The following is an 18,511-nucleotide window of genomic DNA, read 5'->3' as shown; positions in this document are numbered from 1 at the left end:
GCGTTTTCTGTGGCGTTTCCCCAGTTGAGACGGGGATCACATCCAGCGCGTCAGATTGGTCTGAAAAATCACGAAACGGTAACGTGGTTACTTTGTGCTGCCGTTTGAGGGGTTATTTGTGCCAAAAACCAAGGAACACACCCAAGAGCCACGGGTTGCCCGGCTGAAGGCCAAACCGGGCTACCGTCCCGAGGTCCAGGGGCTTCGCGCCCTCGCGGTGCTCATGGTGGTCACGTACCACGTGTGGCTTGGCCGGGTTTCCGGCGGCGTGGATATCTTCCTCCTCATCTCGGCATTCCTGCTGACCATGTCCTTCGTCCGCAAGGTGGAGAAGGGCACGCCGCTGCGCCTCGTGAGCCACTGGCTGCACCTCTCCAAGCGGCTGATCCCGGCCGCCGTCGTGGTGATCCTGGGTGTGCTGGCCGGAACCTGGCTGGTCCTGCCGCAGAGCCGCTGGCCCGACGTCCTCGACGAGGCCTGGGCATCGCTCCTCTACGGGCAGAACTGGCTGCTGGCCAACACAGCAGTGGACTACTACGCGCAGGACCACTCCGGAGCCAGCCCCCTCCAGCATTTCTGGTCGCTGTCCATCCAGGGCCAGGTCTTCATTCTCTGGCCGCTCATCTTCGCTGGCTCCGCCCTGGTGTGGCGGCTGCTGCGGGCCCGCCGGGATGTCAGCTACCGGACCGTCCTGATGGTTGCCTTCGGCGGCATCTTCATCGCTTCCCTGCTGTACTCCATCGATCAGACGGCCGGCAACCAGGCCTACGCCTACTTCGATACGCGCACCCGGTTGTGGGAGTTCGCGCTGGGATCGCTGCTGGCACTGGTGCTGCCCTACCTGAAGCCGAGGAAGGCGCTGCGCGTCGTGCTGGGCTGGGCCGGGCTCGCCGCCATGATCTCCTGCGGGCTGCTGCTCACCGTTGACCGGTCCTTCCCGGGCTTCATTGCGCTGTGGCCCACTCTGGCCGCGGCTGCCATCATCGTGGCTGGTCAAAGCGGCAGCCGGTTCGGCGTGGACAGGCTCCTGACCGCAAGGCCTCTGGTCGGGCTGGGGGACAACTCCTACGCCCTGTACCTCTGGCACTGGCCGGTCCTGGTCCTGTCCCTCGCGGCCACCGGCATCGAAAAGCCCAACCTGGTCCAGGGCCTCGCCATTGTGGCCGGTTCCGTGGTGCTGGCCGTGCTCACCACCCGCTTCGTGGAAAAGCCCCTGCGCGAATGGCACTGGCCGCAACTGCGGGCCTGGCGCACCGCCGTCGTGATTGTTGCCTGCGGCGCCCTGCTGGCCGGGCCGGTCGCGGTGTGGCAGACCAAGCTGACCGCTGAGGAAGCGGCAGCAGCCGCGCAACCGCGCGAGCTGACGCCCGGTGCGGCCGCGCTGGCGCCGGAGAACGCCGGAAAGGCGACGCCGGAAGCCACCGTCATCCCTGCACCTGCCGCCATGAAAAACGAGTGGGCGGACATCGACGGGCTGTGCACGGGCGAAAACGTCCCCAGCGACCCGCTGCTCAACGGCTGCCTGCAGAACAGCAAGCCGGACAAGGTCACCAAACGAATCGTGGTGCTTGGCGACTCCCACGCACAGCAGTACATGGCTGCGCTCGGCCCCATCGCAAGGGACCACGGCTGGGAGGTGGTCACCCTCCTAAAGGGGAACTGCCGGTTCGGCGCCGAATCCCCGGAACGGGACGCCGACTGCAACGCCTTCAACAAGGCCAGCGCCGCGTACGTCAGTAAACACAAGCCGGACGCAGTGTTTACTGTGGCATCCCTCACGCACAAGGAAGCCCCGTTCGAAACGGAGGTGCCCGGCTACCTGGACGGCATCAAGCCGTTCACCGACGCCGGGATTGACGTGGTGGGGGTCCGGGACAACCCACGGTTCGCCATCAACATGCCGGAATGCGTCCAGAAGTACGGCACCGACGCTCCCGAGTGCAACCCGCCGCTCGGCGAATCCCTTGCGGCCACATCGCCGCTGGACGCGTACCGGGGCAAGGTGGACGGGCTGCACCTGATGGACATGAGCGACTTCATCTGCGCCGGCGGCATCTGCCCGGCCGTGGTGGGCAACGTCTACGTCTACAAGGACGACAACCACCTCACCAAGACCTACGTCCAGTCCATGATTCCGATGTTCGAGAAGCGGCTGCTGAAGGCGACCGGCTGGAAATAGCGCCACGGTCGTGCCTTTGCTCACAAAGCCGTCCCGGAATATGGGGATCGCCGCGGAGGTTCTAGAATTTATTCAATACTTCTGCACAGGCCAGTCCCGTAATGACGGGCTGGTCATCGGCTGCAACCCCTACCCGTGAACCTGTAAACCAAGGTAAGAGGCGCACTCATGACCCAGCCCGAGCACGACCCCTTCGGCTTCATCGGCCTGACGTATGACGACGTCCTGCTGCTTCCCGGCCACACCGACGTGATCCCCTCCGAGGCGGACACGTCGTCCCGGATCTCCAAGCGCATCACCGTCCAGACGCCGCTGCTTTCGGCGGCCATGGACACCGTCACCGAGTCCAGGATGGCCATCGCCATGGCACGCCAAGGCGGCCTCGGCGTCGTCCACCGCAACCTCGCGATCGACGACCAGGCCGACCAGGTGGACCGCGTCAAGCGCAGCGAGTCGGGCATGATCACCAACCCGCTCACCATCGGACCCGAGGCCACGCTGCTGGAACTCGACGAGCTGTGCGCCCGTTACCGCGTCTCCGGCCTTCCCGTGGTGGACGACGGCAACCGGCTCCTCGGCATCGTCACCAACCGCGACACGCGCTTCGTGCCGGAATCCGACTTCCCGATCCGTTTGGTCAGCGACGTCATGACCAAGATGCCGCTCGTCACCGGCCACGTCGGCATTAGCCGCGAGGAAGCCTCGCACAAGCTGGCCACGAACAAGATCGAGAAGCTCCCGCTGGTGGACGAGCAGGGGCGCCTGAAGGGCCTCATCACCACCAAGGACTTCACCAAGGCCGAGCAGTACCCGCTGGCCACCAAGGACGACGAGGGCCGGCTGCGTGTCGGTGCTGCCATCGGCTTCTTCGGTGACGGCTGGGAGCGCGCCATGAAGCTGGTGGACGCCGGCGTTGACGCCCTCTTCGTGGACACCGCGAACGGCCACTCGCAGGGTGTGCTGGACATGATCCGCCGCCTGAAGTCCGATCCGGTTGCCGCGCACGTGGACATCATCGGCGGTCAGGCTGCCACCCGCGAAGGCGCCCAGGCCCTGATCGATGCCGGTGCGGACGGCATCAAGGTGGGCGTCGGTCCGGGCTCCATCTGCACCACCCGCGTCGTGGCCGGTGTGGGCGTCCCGCAGATCACCGCCATCTACGAATCCGCCAAGGCCGCTATTCCGGCCGGCGTTCCGCTGATCGCCGACGGCGGCCTCCAGTACTCGGGCGACATCGGCAAGGCGCTGGTCGCCGGTGCCGACACCGTGATGCTCGGCTCCCTGCTGGCCGGCTGTGACGAATCCCCGGGTGAGCTCATCTTCGTCAACGGCAAGCAGTTCAAGAGCTACCGCGGCATGGGCTCCCTCGGTGCCATGCAGTCCCGCGGCAAGAACACGTCCTACTCGAAGGACCGTTACTTCCAGGCTGACGTCTCCGGCGATGACAAGCTCATCCCCGAGGGCATCGAGGGCCGCGTGGCCTACCGCGGACCGCTGGCCTCGGTGGCGTACCAGCTGGTGGGCGGCCTCCGGCAGACCATGTTCTACACCGGTGCTCCCACCGTTCCCGAGCTGAAGGCCCGCGGCAAGTTCGTCCGCATCACCCCGGCCGGCCTGAAGGAATCGCACCCGCACGACATCCAGATGACGGTCGAGGCACCGAACTACGGTTCACGCTGACCGGTTCCCTGGCCTCGCCGGCTCGGCCAGGGAACGCGGGCGCCCTGGGCCCATCCAGCGCAGAAAGGAGGTGGGGAGTTCTCCCCACCTCCTTTTGCGTTCCCGCCTTGTATATTCGGTCAAGGAACACCGGGCTGAAAACTGGGGGAGCGAGTGTCCGTGAACGGTAGGTCCAGGCCTGCGCTGGCATGGCGTCTGGCCGGAGCAGCTGCACTCCTGGCAATGGTGGTCTCCTGCGGCCAGCCTGGAACCGGACAGAATACGGACGTCAGCCTCGAATCGGCCAAATCCAAAGTCATGTCCTCAGAACAGGAAATCCTGGGGCTGCTGCCTGATCATGCGGTTTTGTCCACGTTCGCTCACGATACGTCCAGCCTCATGCCCTGCACTGACGGGGAAAGGTGGAAGTGGACCGGGGACGCTGTTGCCGAAGTCGGGGCAGGCGTGGACCGCGATGCCACCCTCGATGAGGTGGTAGAGCTGATGCAGGCCAGGGACGGCTGGACGGTGAAAGACGGGGCGGCCCCGGATGGAGCCCGGCGCATCGACCTCCTGCACACCGACGGCACCCACCTGTTCGTGTTCTTCGTGGACGGTCCTGAATCGCTGCGGGTCGAGGGCTACAGTGCCTGCTTCGACTTCCCGGAGTACGAATACGGCGAGAAGTATTGACAGACGCCGTCCACGGGCGCGGGACTAGGCTGGAGCCATGTCCCAACCACGCCATCCCGCCGAACTGAACCCGAAAAAGGAACCCCAGCGGCGGCTGGCACTGAAGCCCTACGCCCGCGCCGTCGCCCAGGTGCTCCGCGTCAGCTTCCGTGCGTCGCCCGGTGCCGTCCTCATGAAGGTGGCCGGATCGCTGATCTCGGCCGTGCTGCCCCTGGTCACCACGTACTTCGCGGGCCTGACCACCACCGCCTTGGCGGCCGCCTACAGCGGGGACGCCGCCGCCGGGCAGCAGGCCATCGTGTACGTCGTCATCACCGCCGCCCTTGGTCTGTTCTGGGGCGCGTTCGGCAGCGTGGACCGCTACATTCAGCAGCTCATGAGTTTCCGGGTGGGTGCCATCGTGGGGGACCTGATGTACGAGCGGTTCCTCGCGCTGGACTTCTGGCGTTACGACGACAAGGAAACGGTGGACCTCTACGACCGCGCCAAGCGGTTCTCCGATTCCTATGCGAGGGTCCTGGACAGGATCGCGGCCATCTTCACGCAGCTGGTGTCGGTGATCCTGGCCATCGGCGCGCTCCTGCTGGTGAGCTGGTGGATCGCCGTGATCGTCCTTGTTGCGATCGTCCCCAGCGTCTACCTGCAGTTCAAGCTGTCCCGCGAGCAGATCGCGCACTGGAACACGCAGGTGGATTCGCGGCGGCAGCGGCGGATGATCGAGACCAACCTGCTCCGGCCGCAGCACATCGCCGAGATGCGCCTCTACGGCATCGTCGGGTACCTCATGGGGCTGCGCTCCCGGCTACGCGACGCCGACGAGAAGCGCCGTCTGGACTTCCAGAAGCGGTACATCCCCAAGCAGCTGGCCGCCGACGCCCTGCAGTACGCCGCGGAGGTCGTCTCGCTCATCTGGGTGGTCGGCCAGATCATCGCCCGCGCCCAGCCCGTGGGGCAGTTCCTCTACGTCCAGCAGATCGTCAGCCGGGCCCTGTCCACGGCGAACAGCCTGGTGTCCTCGCTCAGCTCGATCGATGAGGATCTCGCCAACCTCAAGGACTACGAGCTGTTCATGGCACTGCCCGTGCACTCCAGTTACGCGCCGCCGCTGCTGGAGGCGCCAAAGACAGTCGAGCTCCGGGACATCCGCTTCACATACACCGGCAGCGACATCGAAGTGATCCGCGGGATCAGCATGACCATCCGCGAGGGCCAGCACATCGCGATCGTGGGGGAGAACGGCGCCGGAAAGTCCACGCTGATCCGCATCCTTGCCGGGCTTTACCGCCCGGATTCTGGCCAGGTGATGCTCGACGGCGTGGACCTCGCCGCCGTCGACGTCACCTCCTGGCACCGCCACCTGGCGGTGCTGAGCCAGGAGTTCCTCAAGTACGAGTTCGCCACCGCAGCCGAAAACATCCTCTTCGGCGACGTCGACTCACCCCGCGACGACGAGCGGATCAGCCGGGCGGCCGCCGATGCCGAGGCGCTGGAATTTCTCAACAAACTGCCCAACGGCCTCGACAACCACGTCAGCAACTGGATGGAGGATCCGCGCGGCCGGAAGGGGAGCGGGCTGAGCGGCGGACAGTGGCAGCGACTGGCCATGGCACGGAACTTCTACCGGAACGCCTCCTTCATGGTCATGGACGAGCCCACGTCCGCCATCGACGCGCTGGCGGAGCACCGCATCTTCACCCGGCTGTTCGCGGAGCGCAGCAGCACCATCATCGCCATCAGCCACCGGCTCGCCACGATCGAGAAGGCTGACATCGTGTACATGCTGGAGGACGGCCGGATCGTGGAGCAGGGAACGCACCGGGAACTGGTGGCGCTCCGCGGCCGCTACTTCCGGATGTTCGAGTCCCAGCTCAGCGTCCCCACCAGCCCCCTAACCTCGCACGCTCGGCCAGGTAACCCTGCTGGCGTGGGCCCAGAAGCCGGCGGGATCTAGCTTCCACGACCGTGGTTCGGACCCGGGCAAGGCTGGGCCGCGGCGGAACACTGCTGAACCCGAAGGTCACCGCTGGGCTGACGGGGGACAGCGGTCCGGCGTCCTCGCCTTCCCAGCTGACGACGGCGGAGCTGATGTGGTGGAGGTCGCTCACCCCGTAATACTCCAGCCTGCCGTTCCCCGCCGTGCCGAAGGTCCGGGTTCCGGGGCTGGCTGCAGCCACGAGCGGGTTGACCGCGGCCAGCCAGCGGGTGTGGACGGCAACGGGCCGGGGGACCGTACGCAGCAGCGAACCAAGGAGGGCCCTGCCGCCGACACTGGCCCGGAGAGCCAAGGGACCGGCGTCGACCGTCAACCACTTCCCGGCCAGCACGGCAGCGACGTCCAGGACGCGGACCTCCTCGAAGCTGTAGGTGGCGGCGATGAACTCAGCCACCTCCTCAGCGGGAGCCAGCAGTATCCGCCGCCCCGACGGCAGCTGGACCATCACGTCCGCGAACGGGCCGAAGGGCGATTCCTGCCAGATCCCGACCACCGCGCGCAGGCCGGAGCCGGTCCCGATCCCTCCGATGTGGCCGTCGAAGACCCAGCGTCCGCCCATTCGTCCCCACCAGCTCCCTAACCTCGCAAGCTCGGCCAGGGAACCCCGCTGGCGTGGGCCCACTCTATCCTCGGACAGGCGTTCGACTGGGATAACCTAGAGCAGTGACTTACGAGATTGAGATTGGCCGTGGCAAGCGTGGGCGTCGTGCCTACTCCCTGGATGACATTGCGATCGTCCCCAACCGTCGCACCCGTGACCCCAAGGACGTCTCCGTCTCGTGGCAGATCGATGCCTACAAGTTCGACATGCCGGTTATCGCGGCCCCGATGGATTCCGCCATGTCCCCGGCGACGGCCATCGCGCTGGGCAAGCTCGGCGGCCTGGGCGTCCTGGACCTCGAGGGCCTCTGGACCCGGTACGAGGACCCGCAGCCCGTGCTGGACGAGATCGGCGCTCTTGCGGACGAAACCAACAGCCCCGCCGTCACGCGCAGGATGCAGGAGCTCTACAAAGCACCCATCCAGCCTGAGCTGATCACCTCGCGCCTGGCCGAAATCCGCGCCGCGGGCATCACCGTGGCCGGGTCCCTGACCCCGCAGCGCACGCAGGAACACTACAAGACCGTGGTGGCCGCCGGCGTCGACATTTTTGTGATCCGCGGAACCACGGTGTCCGCCGAGCACGTCTCCAAGGACCACGAACCGCTGAACCTGAAGCAGTTCATCTACGAACTCGACGTCCCCGTGATCGTGGGCGGCGCTGCCGGCTACACGCCCGCACTGCACCTCATGCGCACCGGCGCGGCCGGTGTCCTGGTCGGGTTCGGCGGCGGTGCCACCACTACCACGCGCCGCGCCCTGGGCATCCACTCGCCCATGGCCTCCGCCATCTCCGACGTGACCGCCGCCCGCCGCGACTACATGGATGAGTCCGGGGGACGCTACGTCCACGTAATTGCCGACGGCGGCATGGGCACCTCGGGCGACATCGTCAAGGCCATCGCCATGGGCGCAGACGCCGTCATGCTCGGCACCGCCCTCGCCCGGGCGGAAGAGGCCCCCGGAAAGGGCTGGCACTGGGGCCAGGAGGCGCACCACCTGGAACTGCCCCGCGGCGACAGGGTCAACATCGGAACTGTCGGTCCGCTGGAAGAGGTGCTCTTCGGGCCGGGCCACCACACCGACGGAACCTCCAACCTGATCGGCGCGCTCCGCCGCTCCATGGCCACCACCGGCTATTCGGACCTCAAAGAGTTCCAGCGGGTCGACGTCGTGGTGTCACCCTACGCCGGAAACTGACCTGCGGCCCCCGGCAACACAGTCCGCGCCCTGCCCATCGGCAGGCGTACGAAGTACTCTGGTGAACTACAACGTTCCATGAGGATGGAGGCCTGTCATGACCGGTTTCGGTGAACGTCCGCCGGCGACCAGGGGAGCCTTGGGCCCCGAAGCGCGGGAGTCCGCGCTGGCCGCGCTCAAGGCTTCAACGGAGCCGGGCAAGGAACTGGACATCCTCATCGTCGGCGGCGGCATCGTCGGCGCCGGGGTGGCCCTCGACGCCGTCACCCGTGGCCTGAGCGTCGGCATCGTGGAAGCCAGCGACTGGGCGGCCGGGACCTCATCACGGTCCTCCAAGCTCATCCACGGCGGCCTCCGTTACCTCGAAATGCTCGACTTTGCACTGGTGAAGGAAGCGCTGCAGGAGCGGGGGCTGCTGCTTTCCGAGCTGGCGCCGCACCTGGCCCGGCCGGTGCCTTTCCTGTACCCGCTGACCAAACACTTCGTCGAGCGGCCGTACATCGGCGCCGGCATCGCGCTGTACGACGCCATGTCCATCTCGGGCGGGCACAAGCGGGGCGTGCCGTTCCACAAGCACCTGTCGCGCCGGGGCACCCTGCGCGCCGCCCCGAGCCTGAAGGACGACGCCTTCGTCGGTTCCATCCGGTACTACGACGGCCAGGTGGACGACGCCAAGTACGTGGCCAACCTGGTGCGGACCGCCGCCTACTACGGTGCGCACGCGGTCAACCAGACCGCCGTCGTCGATTTCCTGCGCGAAGGCGAACGTGTGGTGGGCGCCAAGGTGGTGAACCGCGAGGACGGCTCCAACTTCAACATCCGCGCAAAGCAGGTCATCAACGCCACCGGGGTCTGGACCGACGAAACGCAGGCCATGGTCACCGACCGCGGCCAGCTGAAGGTGCGCGCGTCCAAGGGCATCCACCTGGTGGTGCCGCGCGACCGCTTCCAGTCAACGGTCGGGCTGATCCTGCGGACGGAGAAGTCCGTGCTGTTCGTCATTCCGTGGGGACGGCACTGGATCATCGGCACCACGGACACCGACTGGCACCTGGACAAGGCCCACCCGGCCGCGTCCAGCAAGGACATCGACTACCTCCTGGAGCACGTCAACAAGGTCCTCAAACGGCCCCTGACCCGGGAGGACGTGGAGGGTGTCTACGCCGGGCTGAGGCCGCTGCTGGCCGGAGAGAGCGACTCCACGGCCAAGCTCTCCCGCGAGCACATCGTGGCCCACCCCGTGCCGGGCCTGGTGGTGGTGGCGGGCGGCAAATGGACCACCTACCGCGTCATGGCCAAGGACGCCGTGGACGAAGCCGTCCGCAGCATGGACGAGCGCGTGCCCCCGAGCTGCACCGAGACCATTCCGCTGCTCGGAGCCAGCGGGTTCAGGGCCGCCTGGAACCGCCGGAACCGGACCGCCGAGGAATCAGGGGTGCACGTCGCCCGCGTGGAGCACCTGCTGAACCGCTACGGATCCATGACCTCTGAGGTGCTGGCCATCATCCAGGACCGGCCCGAACTGGCCGAACCGCTGCCCGGCGCCGACGACTACCTGCAGGCCGAGGCGGTCTACGCGGCAACCCATGAGGGCGCCCGGCATGTGCATGACGTCCTGACCCGGCGCACCCGGATTTCCATCGAGGCGTGGGACCGCGGTGTGTCTGCCGTCCCGGTAGTCGCTAAGCTTATGGGAGAAATTCTTGGCTGGAGCGATGCGCAGCGGGAAAGCGAAATCAAGCATTACCTTGCGCGGGTGGAAGCCGAACGGCTCAGCCAGCAGCAGCCCGATGACGAATCGGCCGATGCTGCCCGGCTGGGCGCGGAGGACATCGTCCCGCTGCGCTGAGATCGCAGACCGCCGCCGGACGGGCCCCGGCCTCACTGAAGGGACACCACTTGGCGGAACCACTGGACCGTTACGATGCCGAGCTCACCACACCGGACATGGTGATCCTCGAAATGGACGCCGAGGACAAGGTGGACGCAGCCGGCCAGCTGGCCCGGAAGCTGTTCGACGCCGGCCGCGTCTCGGACCTCGAGGGTTTCCTGGCGCACGTCAACGCCCGTGAGCACCAGCTGGCCACCGGCCTGCCCGGGGGCGTGGGCCTGCCGCACGCCCGCAGCGAGTTTGTCTCCGAGACCTCGATCGCCGTCGGGATCACCAAGTACGGCAAGGCTCTCGACTTCGGGGCCGCGGACGGCCCCGCCACCGTGGTCCTGCTCATTGCCACGCCGGCGAGCTCGTTCTCCGACCACCTGGAAGTGCTCGCCACCCTGGCGCGGTCCCTGTCCAAGGAATCCTTCCGCGAGTCGCTGCGGCGGGCCTACGATGCCGACATCATCGCAGAGCTCATCAACTCAAGCCTCGTCTTCTTCGATCACTAAAGATTGCGGCAGGCCCTTTCGTGTCGACTCCGTCGCCACGCAGGGACCCGGCTGCCCCACTCTGGGCAGGCGTTTCGTTGTTCTACACACGGACGAAGTAACGTTAAGGGGTGTGGAAAACAGCCCTCCAGCCCCGGTGGATCGCAGGCCTGGTCTTTGCGATCGCCGTTTCGGGTGTCTTTGTGCTACTGAGCCAATGGCAGTTCGGCCGTTCCACGCAGCCGGAAGTGCCTGTAAGCCCCACCACGGAGCAGGTCCAGGCCCTGACGAAAACCCTCCAGCCCGGCGACTTCTTCCGCGGCTCGGTGGCGGACCAGATGGTCACGGCATCCGGCACCTACGATCCTGCCAAGCAGGTCCTGGTTCCGGGCCGCCTCAAGGACGGCAAGACCGGATACTGGGTGGTCACGGCCTTCGCGGTGGCAGACGCCCCGGTCCTCAAGGGCGCGGCTGCCTCGCCGAAAACCTACATACCGGTGGCCCGCGGCTGGATCGCCGATCCCGCCGACGCCAGCGCCCCGCCGTCGGGCGTTATCCGGCTGACCGGACGGCTGCTGCCGTCCGAGGCCCCGGTGCCCAACACGGCCCCTGAGCCCGGCCGGGCGACGGCCGTGTCCGTGGCCGAACTCATCAATGCCTGGAACGTCAGCAGCTACCCGGCCTTCGTTTCCGCCACGGCGGAAAAGGCGGGAACGGCCGACGTCGGTGCTGCCGCCGGCAGCGGCCTGGAGCCGCTCAGCATCGCGGCCCAGCCCCCGGCCGCGAAGGTCAACTGGCTGAACCTGTTCTACTCCGTGGAGTGGATTGTTTTCGCCGGCTTCGCCCTGTTCATCTGGTGGCGGCTGGTCAAGGACGACTACCGCAGAAGCCTCGAGGACGCTGACGATTACGCCAGCGGGGACAACGACGCCGCTGGCGGCGGACCAGAACCTACCCAACCCAACGAGATCCAACAAAAGGTACAGCCATGATCGAACCCAAGCCGGCCATCCAGCCCTCGAACCCGACCGGGGCGGCGAAGAAGCGACGCTTCGGCGGCACGGAGGCGCAGATCCGCTCCGCCCTGAAGTTCTACAAGGTCATGGCCTACCTCACGGGTGCCATGCTGCTGCTGCTGTGCGCGGAGCTGGTGGCCCGCTACGGCTTCGGCCAGTACCTCTTCGCCGGCGGAACGGACGCCCTGACCGGCCAGCCGTTCGGCTTCGGCTTCGCCCAGGCGGAACCGAAGGGCGTCCTCGGCGGATTCAACGTGTCCGTGACCGTGCTCATCGTCCACGGCTGGATGTACGTCGTGTACCTGATGTCAAACTTCCGACTGTGGACACTGATGCGGTGGCCGTTCGGCAAGATGATCCTGCTGGCACTCGGCGGCGTGGTCCCGTTGCTGTCCTTCATCGTGGAGAAGAAGTTCCACGCCGAGGTTGAGGCTGAACTGGCCGCCAACCCGCAGGCCGCCAGCCGCTACTGATCCGCGTTCCGCGCTTCACCGCGTTCCGTGCGTCACAGCGGGGCCGCTCAAGATGCGTCGGGGCAAGCGCGCAAAGTAGGCTAGTACGGTGACTACTCCCACTGCATCCCAGACTTCCCAGAAGCCGGTGCTGGTTGTTGACTACGGTGCCCAGTACGCGCAGCTGATTGCCCGCCGCGTCCGGGAAGCGAATGTGTATTCGGAAGTGGTTCCGCATACCCACAGCACTGAGCAGCTCCTGGCCAAGAACCCTGCCGCCATCATCCTCTCCGGCGGCCCCGCCAGCGTTTACGCGGACGGCGCCCCGAGCGTCGGCGCTGACCTTTTTGAGGCCGGCGTCCCGGTCTTCGGCATCTGCTACGGCTTCCAGGCCATGGCCAACGCCCTCGGCGGCAAGGTGGACAGGACCGGCCTGCGAGAGTACGGCTCCACCCAGACCACCATCCTCGGCGAAGGCCGTTCCGTCCTCGAGGGAATGCCCCAGCACCAGAACACCTGGATGAGCCACGGCGACTCCGTCCACGAGGCTCCCGAGGGCTTCGAGGTGCTGGCCACCACGGCGGGCGCGGAAGTTGCCGCTTTCGCCAACGAGGAGAAGTGCCTGTACGGCGTGCAATGGCACCCCGAGGTGAAGCACTCCGCCTACGGCCAGCAGGTGCTGGAAAACTTCCTCTTCAAGGGCGCCAAACTGGAACCGAACTGGACCACGGGCAACATCCTTGAGGAGCAGGTGGAGCGCATCCGCAAGCAGATCGGCGACTCCCGCGTAATCTGCGGACTCTCCGGCGGCGTGGACTCGGCCGTTGCCGCGGCCCTCGTCCAGCGTGCCGTCGGCGACCAGCTGACCTGTGTCTTCGTTGACCACGGGCTGCTGCGCGAAGGCGAGGCCGAGCAGGTGGAGCGCGACTTCGTTGCCGCCACCGGCGTGAACCTCTACGTGGCCAATGAGCAGGAGCGTTTCCAGGCGGCGCTGGCAGGCGTCAGTGACCCCGAAACCAAGCGCAAGATCATCGGCCGGGAATTCATCAGGGCCTTCGAAGAGGCCGAGCGTGCCATCATCGCGGACGCCGCGGCGCACGGCGAAAAGATCAAGTTCCTCGTGCAGGGCACACTGTACCCGGACGTCGTCGAATCCGGCGGCGGCGAGGGCGCGGCCAACATCAAGAGCCACCACAACGTGGGAGGCCTGCCGGAGGACCTGCAGTTCGAGCTCGTCGAGCCGCTGCGTGCCCTGTTCAAGGACGAGGTGCGTGCCGTGGGCGCCCAGCTCGGCCTGCCGCAGGAAATCGTCGGCCGCCAGCCCTTCCCCGGCCCCGGCCTGGGAATCCGCATCGTCGGCGAAGTCACCAAGGAACGCCTGGACCTGCTGCGCAAGGCTGACGCCATCGCCCGCGCCGAACTGACCGCTGCCGGACTCGACAACGACGTCTGGCAGATGCCCGTGGTGCTGCTGGCGGACGTCCGCAGCGTCGGCGTCCAGGGCGACGGCCGCACGTACGGCCACCCGATCGTGCTGCGCCCCGTCTCCTCCGAGGACGCCATGACGGCCGACTGGTCGCGGCTTCCGTATGAGCTGCTGGCCCGGATCTCCAACCGGATCACCAACGAGGTGGACGGCGTCAACCGGGTGGTGCTCGACGTCACCAGCAAGCCGCCGGGAACCATCGAGTGGGAATAGCGTTGTAAGAATGGCCGGCCTCCGCAGGGAGGCCGGCCATTTTGCTTACCCGGGTGTGGCGTCCGGCATGGCCGCAACGGTGCGAAATGCGCCGCAACTTGGGCCGTCCCAGTGTTGCGGTCTCTCAACCGCGGCGGTTTCCGGCTACGCTCGAAACTATGCCCGTATGGTCCAAGGCGTCACGCGCAAGCACAGAAAAGAAGGCAGCAGTGTCAGTAGGTCAGGTCGACTCCGAGGGTTCGGAGGAGCTCAGGAAGTGGCTGTCCGGGCTCAAGCCCGTTACGGGGGCAGACACCATGCTGCGCTTCACCAAGACGCCCGAGGGTTCCATCGACCTCACGCATGCGCATCCTTCGGGCCTGGCGCAGCTTATGGCCGGGCGCCGCACAAGGCTTTCCACCCTGATCCGTGACCAGCAGCAGTACGTCGTGGCTGCGCGGGCCTGCCGGAACCTGCGCTCCAAGATCTTCGAACTGGCCAATGACCGCGGCATCGAGGCCGGGTACTTCTCGGCCGGCACCGTGGTGTGGACCTCAGCCGTCGGCGGCAAACCGCAGCGTGTCTCGGCACCGGTGATGCTGACCGCCATGTCGCTCACCATCCGCCCCGGCGAAGACGACTATGAACTGCAGCTCACGGAACAGGCGCAGATCAACCCGGCCCTGATCCGCCACCTGAAAACCATCCACGGGATCGTGTTCGACGTCAACGCGGTGACCCGGATGGCGTACAGCACCGCGCGGTTCGACCCCCTGCCCGTGCTGGACCGGATCAGCACCCTGGTCAAGCCGATCCACGGCGCCGACGTGGAGCACAACCTGCTCGTCTCCACCTTCGCGGACCTTTCCGGGAACCTCGACGATCCGTGGATCAACGGCCAGAACGAGCTGGTGGCCTCGCTGGCCAAGACAGCGTCGGGTGAGATCGTCGACGTGCCCGCGCTCCAGCCCGGGCGCTTCCCCAGCGTGGACGAGCGGGACCCGGCGGAAGAGCTGCTGCTCCTCGACGCCGACGCCGACCAGCAGTATGTGATTGACGCCGTCCGTGCAGGGGACTCACTGGTGGTAAGCAGCCCGCCCGGCACCGGCCAGACCCAGACGGCCATCAACACGATCGGTGCGCTCGTGGACGAAGGCAAGACCGTCCTGGTGGTGGGGGACAGACGAGCCAGCCTCAATGAGGTGGCCGGGCGCCTCGAGGGCCTGGGACTGGACTCCATCCTTTTCCAATTGTCCGGAAACGCAACACCCCAGCAGCTCAAGGGCCAGTTGGTGCGCGCCATCGTGCGCAACGAGAAGGCCCAGGAGCCGCAGCTCGGCGGCCTGCACAAGACTCTCACCGAGCACCGCCATGCCCTGCTGGACCACGTCGCGTCGCTGCACAACGTCCGGCAGCGGTGGGGCTGCTCGCCCTACCAGGCGATGCAGTCGCTCGCGGAACTCACCTCCATCCAGCCCGCCCCGGCCACCACCGTCCGCCTGAAGCGCAGCGTCCTGGACAGCATCCGGGACCGCGAGGAGCTCGCCGGACGGCTGAAGCGCGCCGCCGAACTCGGTGCGTTCAGCAGGGCGTCGACCACCAGCCCCTGGCACGGTGCGAGGCTGGTGACGCGCAAGGAAACCGAGGAAGCGCAGGAGCTGACGCGTGCGGTGGCGAAAAAGCTGCCGCTGCTCCAGGAACGGATGAAGGATGTGGCCAGCCACGCCGAAATCCGCCTGGGCACCACCTTCGCAGAATGGGGCTCCCAGCTCAAACTCCTGGTGGCCGTCCGGGAAAGCCTGGACAAGTTCACCCCCGACATCTTTGACCGGCCCGTGACCGACCTGATTTCCGCCACGGCCTCCTCGTCCTGGCGCAGGGAGCGTGGCATCGACATGGCCTCGATGCAGCGGTCGCGCCTGCGACGGGTGGCCAAGGAGTACGTCCGGCCGGGAGTGCACATCGCCGACCTGCACAGTTCGTTGGTGCTGGTCCAGGAACAGCGTTCCCAGTGGGCTGGGTATGCCACCACGCAGCGGCATCCGGCGGTGCCGTCCGGCCTGGCCGAGATCAGCATCATGCACCGCGGACTGACCCGCGAGATGAAGATGCTGGGCGACGCCCTGCGCCACACGGCCGCCGGCGGTTCGCTGGAAAACATTCCGTACCCGGAGCTCATGGAGCGGCTGGAACGGCTGGTCGCGGACACACAGACGCTGCAGACCTTGCCCGAGCGCACACTGCTCATCGAGAACATGCGCGAGCACGGGCTGGGGGAGCTGCTGGCGGACCTCTCCGAGCGCGAGGTCGGGGCCGGCTCGGTCGCGGCCGAACTTGACCTGGCCTGGTGGCAGTCTGCGCTCGAAGCGATGATCAGCGGAGACGACTACCTCGCCATGTCCGACGGCGATGCGCTGCGCCAGCTTGAGGCCGAGTACCGGCTCGCGGATAACGCGCACATCGCCAGCGGCGCCGGGCGGCTCCGGTGGAAGCTGGCCGAGCGGTGGCGCGCGGGGATCGAGGAGCATGCCCGGCAGGCCGACCTGCTCCGGAGCCTGCTCAAGGACGGGCGCGTCACGCTGGCTGCGCTGACGGCGCAGGCCCCCGGGCTGGTTCCCATGCTGGTGCCCGTCTGGTCGGTCAGCCCTTACCTCATGACAGGACTCCTCCCGGCCGAGCAGAAGTTTGATGCCGTGGTGATCCTCGACGCCGAGGCGACGTCGCTGCAGGCGGTGCTTCCGGCCGTCGCCCGCGCCCGGCAGGTGATCGCCTTCGGCGACGACAGGATCGCCAGCCCGCGCACCTTCACGGTCGCGGTGGAGCGTCTTGCCGCCGGCGAACAGTCGCACCAGAGTGTCGAAAGCGCGTTCACCGCACTGTCGGCGGTGCTGCCGACGGCGCCGCTCCGCTCCGTCTACCGCGCGGTGGACGAGGACCTGGTGCTGCAGCTGAGCAAGAACTTCTACGACGGCGGCCTCCGCCGGCTGCCGGAGGGCCAGTCGGCTACCGGGCTGGACCGGGCGCTGACGGTGGAGTACCTGCCCGACGGCACCGGTTTGCCCAGCGCGGACCATGAGGGCGTCGAATCGGTGGTGGCCGAAGTCAACCGGGTAGTTGAACTCGTGTTCGAACACGCGCGGCTCCGGCCCCGGACCTCGCTGGCTGTGGTGACCGCCAGCCTCCGGCACGCGGCACGCATCGGCGAGTCCATCCGGCTGCAGCTGCCCAACCATCCATCCCTGTCCGGATTCTTCACGGCAGGTGAAGAATCCTTCAGGGTGGTGGATCTGGAACGCGCCCAGGGGCTGGTCCGCGACCGGGTGATCTTCTCGCCGGGCTACGGGCGGACGCCCCACGGCCGGGCCCTGCACAGCTTCGGTCCGCTGTCCGCCGAGGGCGGCCGGGCCAAGTTTGCCCTGGCCATGACCCGGGCCCGGCAGTCGCTGCACGTCCTGACGTGCTTCAAGCCGGAGGACCTTGACCGGACGCGGCTGGCCCACGGCGCCGTCGACCTCTTCGAACTTCTGGACCGTGAGATCTCCGGCAACACCGATCTCGGGACTCCGGCGTCCCGGGCAGCGGCAAGTGAACAGGCGCTGGGCGCCGATCCGCTGGTTGCTGATCTCGGCGACCGGCTGCGGGCCCGCGGTGCCCGCGTATGGCACCAGTACGACGGCGCCATCGATGTGGTGGCCGCGGCGGATCCGCTCAGCACCATGGGCCAGGACGACGCCGACATTCCGCGGCCGGTAGCCATCGAATCGGACGGCACCGAGCAGTACCGGCAGATGACAGTCCGGGAACGCAGCCGGCTGCGGCCCCAGTTGCTGGAGCGGCTCGGCTGGCGGTACATGCCGCTGTGGACCATCGAGGTTTTCACCGATCCCTCGGCGTGCGCCGACAGGATCGGCGGGTACCTCGGGTTGGAGAAGCCGTCGCCTTCGGTGCGCTCGGTTGGCGCACCGGGATTCTTCCTGGATGAGGACGTCAGTACCCTCGCTGTGGGCGACCTTGAGCCAGAGCCGGGACAGGAGACCGCGTACGAGAACCTGGATGACGGTTTCGGCGAAGAGCTGAGCCGGGACGAGGCGGACGCGTCGGATGTGGATCAACTGGAAGCCGATCAGCACGATGCGGTGTCGTCGGGCGCCGATCAGGCCCGCACCGATCGGGCCGACCGGGAGCTGACACACATTGATCGGATTGAGGTGGATCGGGCCGGCACCGATCAGACGGACGTTGACCAGGCGGATCACGACACTTCCGGTTCCGAGGCCGCGGGCGCCGGAGTAGGCTTCGGTTCTGAGGCTGGCCGGGACGGAGCAGCCGCGGAGCGGAAGGAGGGCCCGCTGTGACATCCGACGGCGGGGCCGAACGCAAAGACGGGGCTGAGCGCAAGGACGGAACCGAGCCCAAAGACGAGCCCAAAGACGAGCAGGCCGCCGCGGGGGAGAAGCCCCCAAAGGCGCGCCGTGCCAAAACCGGCGCGCAGCAGGGGACAGGCGTCGTGCCCAAGAGGGCTGCCGAGGACGATCCGCGCACCTGGGGCGATGCAGCATCCGGCAACGACCACGACGCGTGGCTGAAAGAGCAGAAGCCCCCGCACTGGGGCTGAGCAACCGGGCAAACACGCCGCGGATTTGCGCGTAGCTTAGGCGCCGGGGGCCGAGGACG

The 18,511-nt window shown here is 67.2% G+C and carries 13 protein-coding genes; 12 read left to right on the top strand and 1 reads right to left on the bottom strand.

Annotated features, from left to right (window positions below; translation table 11 throughout):
• Positions 1-118: 118 nt before the first annotated feature.
• The 4 genes from LFT45_RS15440 to LFT45_RS15425 all read left to right on the top strand — a co-directional run bounded on the left by LFT45_RS15440 (position 119) and on the right by LFT45_RS15425 (position 6,482).
• Entirely contained in the window at positions 119-2,179 is a 2,061-nt protein-coding gene (locus tag LFT45_RS15440) for an acyltransferase family protein (RefSeq protein ID WP_236804399.1), read from the top strand.
• 168 nt (positions 2,180-2,347) lie between these two features.
• Positions 2,348-3,859 (top strand): IMP dehydrogenase, encoded by a 1,512-nt coding sequence (guaB, locus tag LFT45_RS15435; protein WP_190604970.1) that lies wholly within the window; start codon positions 2,348-2,350, stop codon positions 3,857-3,859.
• Between the two features lie 159 nt (positions 3,860-4,018).
• Positions 4,019-4,531 (top strand): hypothetical protein, encoded by a 513-nt coding sequence (locus tag LFT45_RS15430; RefSeq protein ID WP_236804397.1) that lies wholly within the window; start codon positions 4,019-4,021, stop codon positions 4,529-4,531.
• A gap of 37 nt (positions 4,532-4,568) precedes the next feature.
• Positions 4,569-6,482, top strand: a complete 1,914-nt coding sequence (locus tag LFT45_RS15425) for an ABC transporter ATP-binding protein (protein WP_236804394.1) — start codon at positions 4,569-4,571, stop codon at positions 6,480-6,482.
• Here the strand turns inward: LFT45_RS15425 and LFT45_RS15420 are convergent.
• Positions 6,400-7,083, bottom strand: coding sequence for a hypothetical protein (locus tag LFT45_RS15420; protein ID WP_236804392.1), 684 nt, complete (start codon positions 7,081-7,083; stop codon positions 6,400-6,402). The two genes, LFT45_RS15425 and LFT45_RS15420, sit on opposite strands and share 83 nt — an antisense overlap.
• 104 nt (positions 7,084-7,187) lie before the next feature.
• Here LFT45_RS15420 and LFT45_RS15415 point away from each other — a divergent pair, with 104 nt between their 5' ends.
• The 8 genes from LFT45_RS15415 (at position 7,188) to LFT45_RS15380 (ending at position 18,452) form a co-directional block, all read left to right on the top strand.
• On the top strand, positions 7,188-8,324 hold the full coding sequence (locus LFT45_RS15415; RefSeq protein WP_236804390.1) for a GuaB3 family IMP dehydrogenase-related protein: 1,137 nt from the start codon (positions 7,188-7,190) through the stop codon (positions 8,322-8,324).
• A gap of 97 nt (positions 8,325-8,421) precedes the next feature.
• Entirely contained in the window at positions 8,422-10,173 is a 1,752-nt protein-coding gene (locus LFT45_RS15410; RefSeq protein ID WP_236804388.1) for a glycerol-3-phosphate dehydrogenase/oxidase, read from the top strand.
• 50 nt (positions 10,174-10,223) lie between these two features.
• Positions 10,224-10,712, top strand: a complete 489-nt coding sequence (locus LFT45_RS15405) for a PTS sugar transporter subunit IIA (RefSeq protein WP_111905253.1) — start codon at positions 10,224-10,226, stop codon at positions 10,710-10,712.
• Positions 10,713-10,822: 110 nt separating this feature from the next.
• Positions 10,823-11,683, top strand: coding sequence for an SURF1 family protein (locus LFT45_RS15400; RefSeq protein ID WP_236804386.1), 861 nt, complete (start codon positions 10,823-10,825; stop codon positions 11,681-11,683).
• Complete coding sequence (locus LFT45_RS15395; RefSeq protein ID WP_236804384.1) at positions 11,680-12,180, top strand: DUF3817 domain-containing protein; 501 nt, start codon at positions 11,680-11,682, stop codon at positions 12,178-12,180. The genes LFT45_RS15400 and LFT45_RS15395 overlap by 4 nt, the downstream gene beginning before the upstream one ends.
• Before the next feature lie 88 nt (positions 12,181-12,268).
• The gene (gene guaA / locus LFT45_RS15390) at positions 12,269-13,858 is read left to right on the top strand and encodes a glutamine-hydrolyzing GMP synthase (RefSeq protein ID WP_236804383.1); all 1,590 of its coding nucleotides are present in this window, start codon (positions 12,269-12,271) and stop codon (positions 13,856-13,858) included.
• 158 nt (positions 13,859-14,016) lie between these two features.
• Entirely contained in the window at positions 14,017-18,192 is a 4,176-nt protein-coding gene (locus tag LFT45_RS15385) for an AAA family ATPase (protein WP_236804372.1), read from the top strand.
• Positions 18,189-18,452, top strand: coding sequence for a hypothetical protein (locus tag LFT45_RS15380; RefSeq protein WP_236804370.1), 264 nt, complete (start codon positions 18,189-18,191; stop codon positions 18,450-18,452). Before LFT45_RS15385 ends, LFT45_RS15380 begins: the two co-directional genes overlap by 4 nt.
• The last annotated feature ends 59 nt before the right edge of the window (positions 18,453-18,511 follow it).

It is taken from the genome of Arthrobacter sp. FW305-BF8, assembly GCF_021789315.1.
GTDB lineage: Bacteria > Actinomycetota > Actinomycetes > Actinomycetales > Micrococcaceae > Arthrobacter.
Note: the sequence above shows the minus strand (reverse complement) of the source record. Positions and strands in the feature narration are given on the sequence as shown.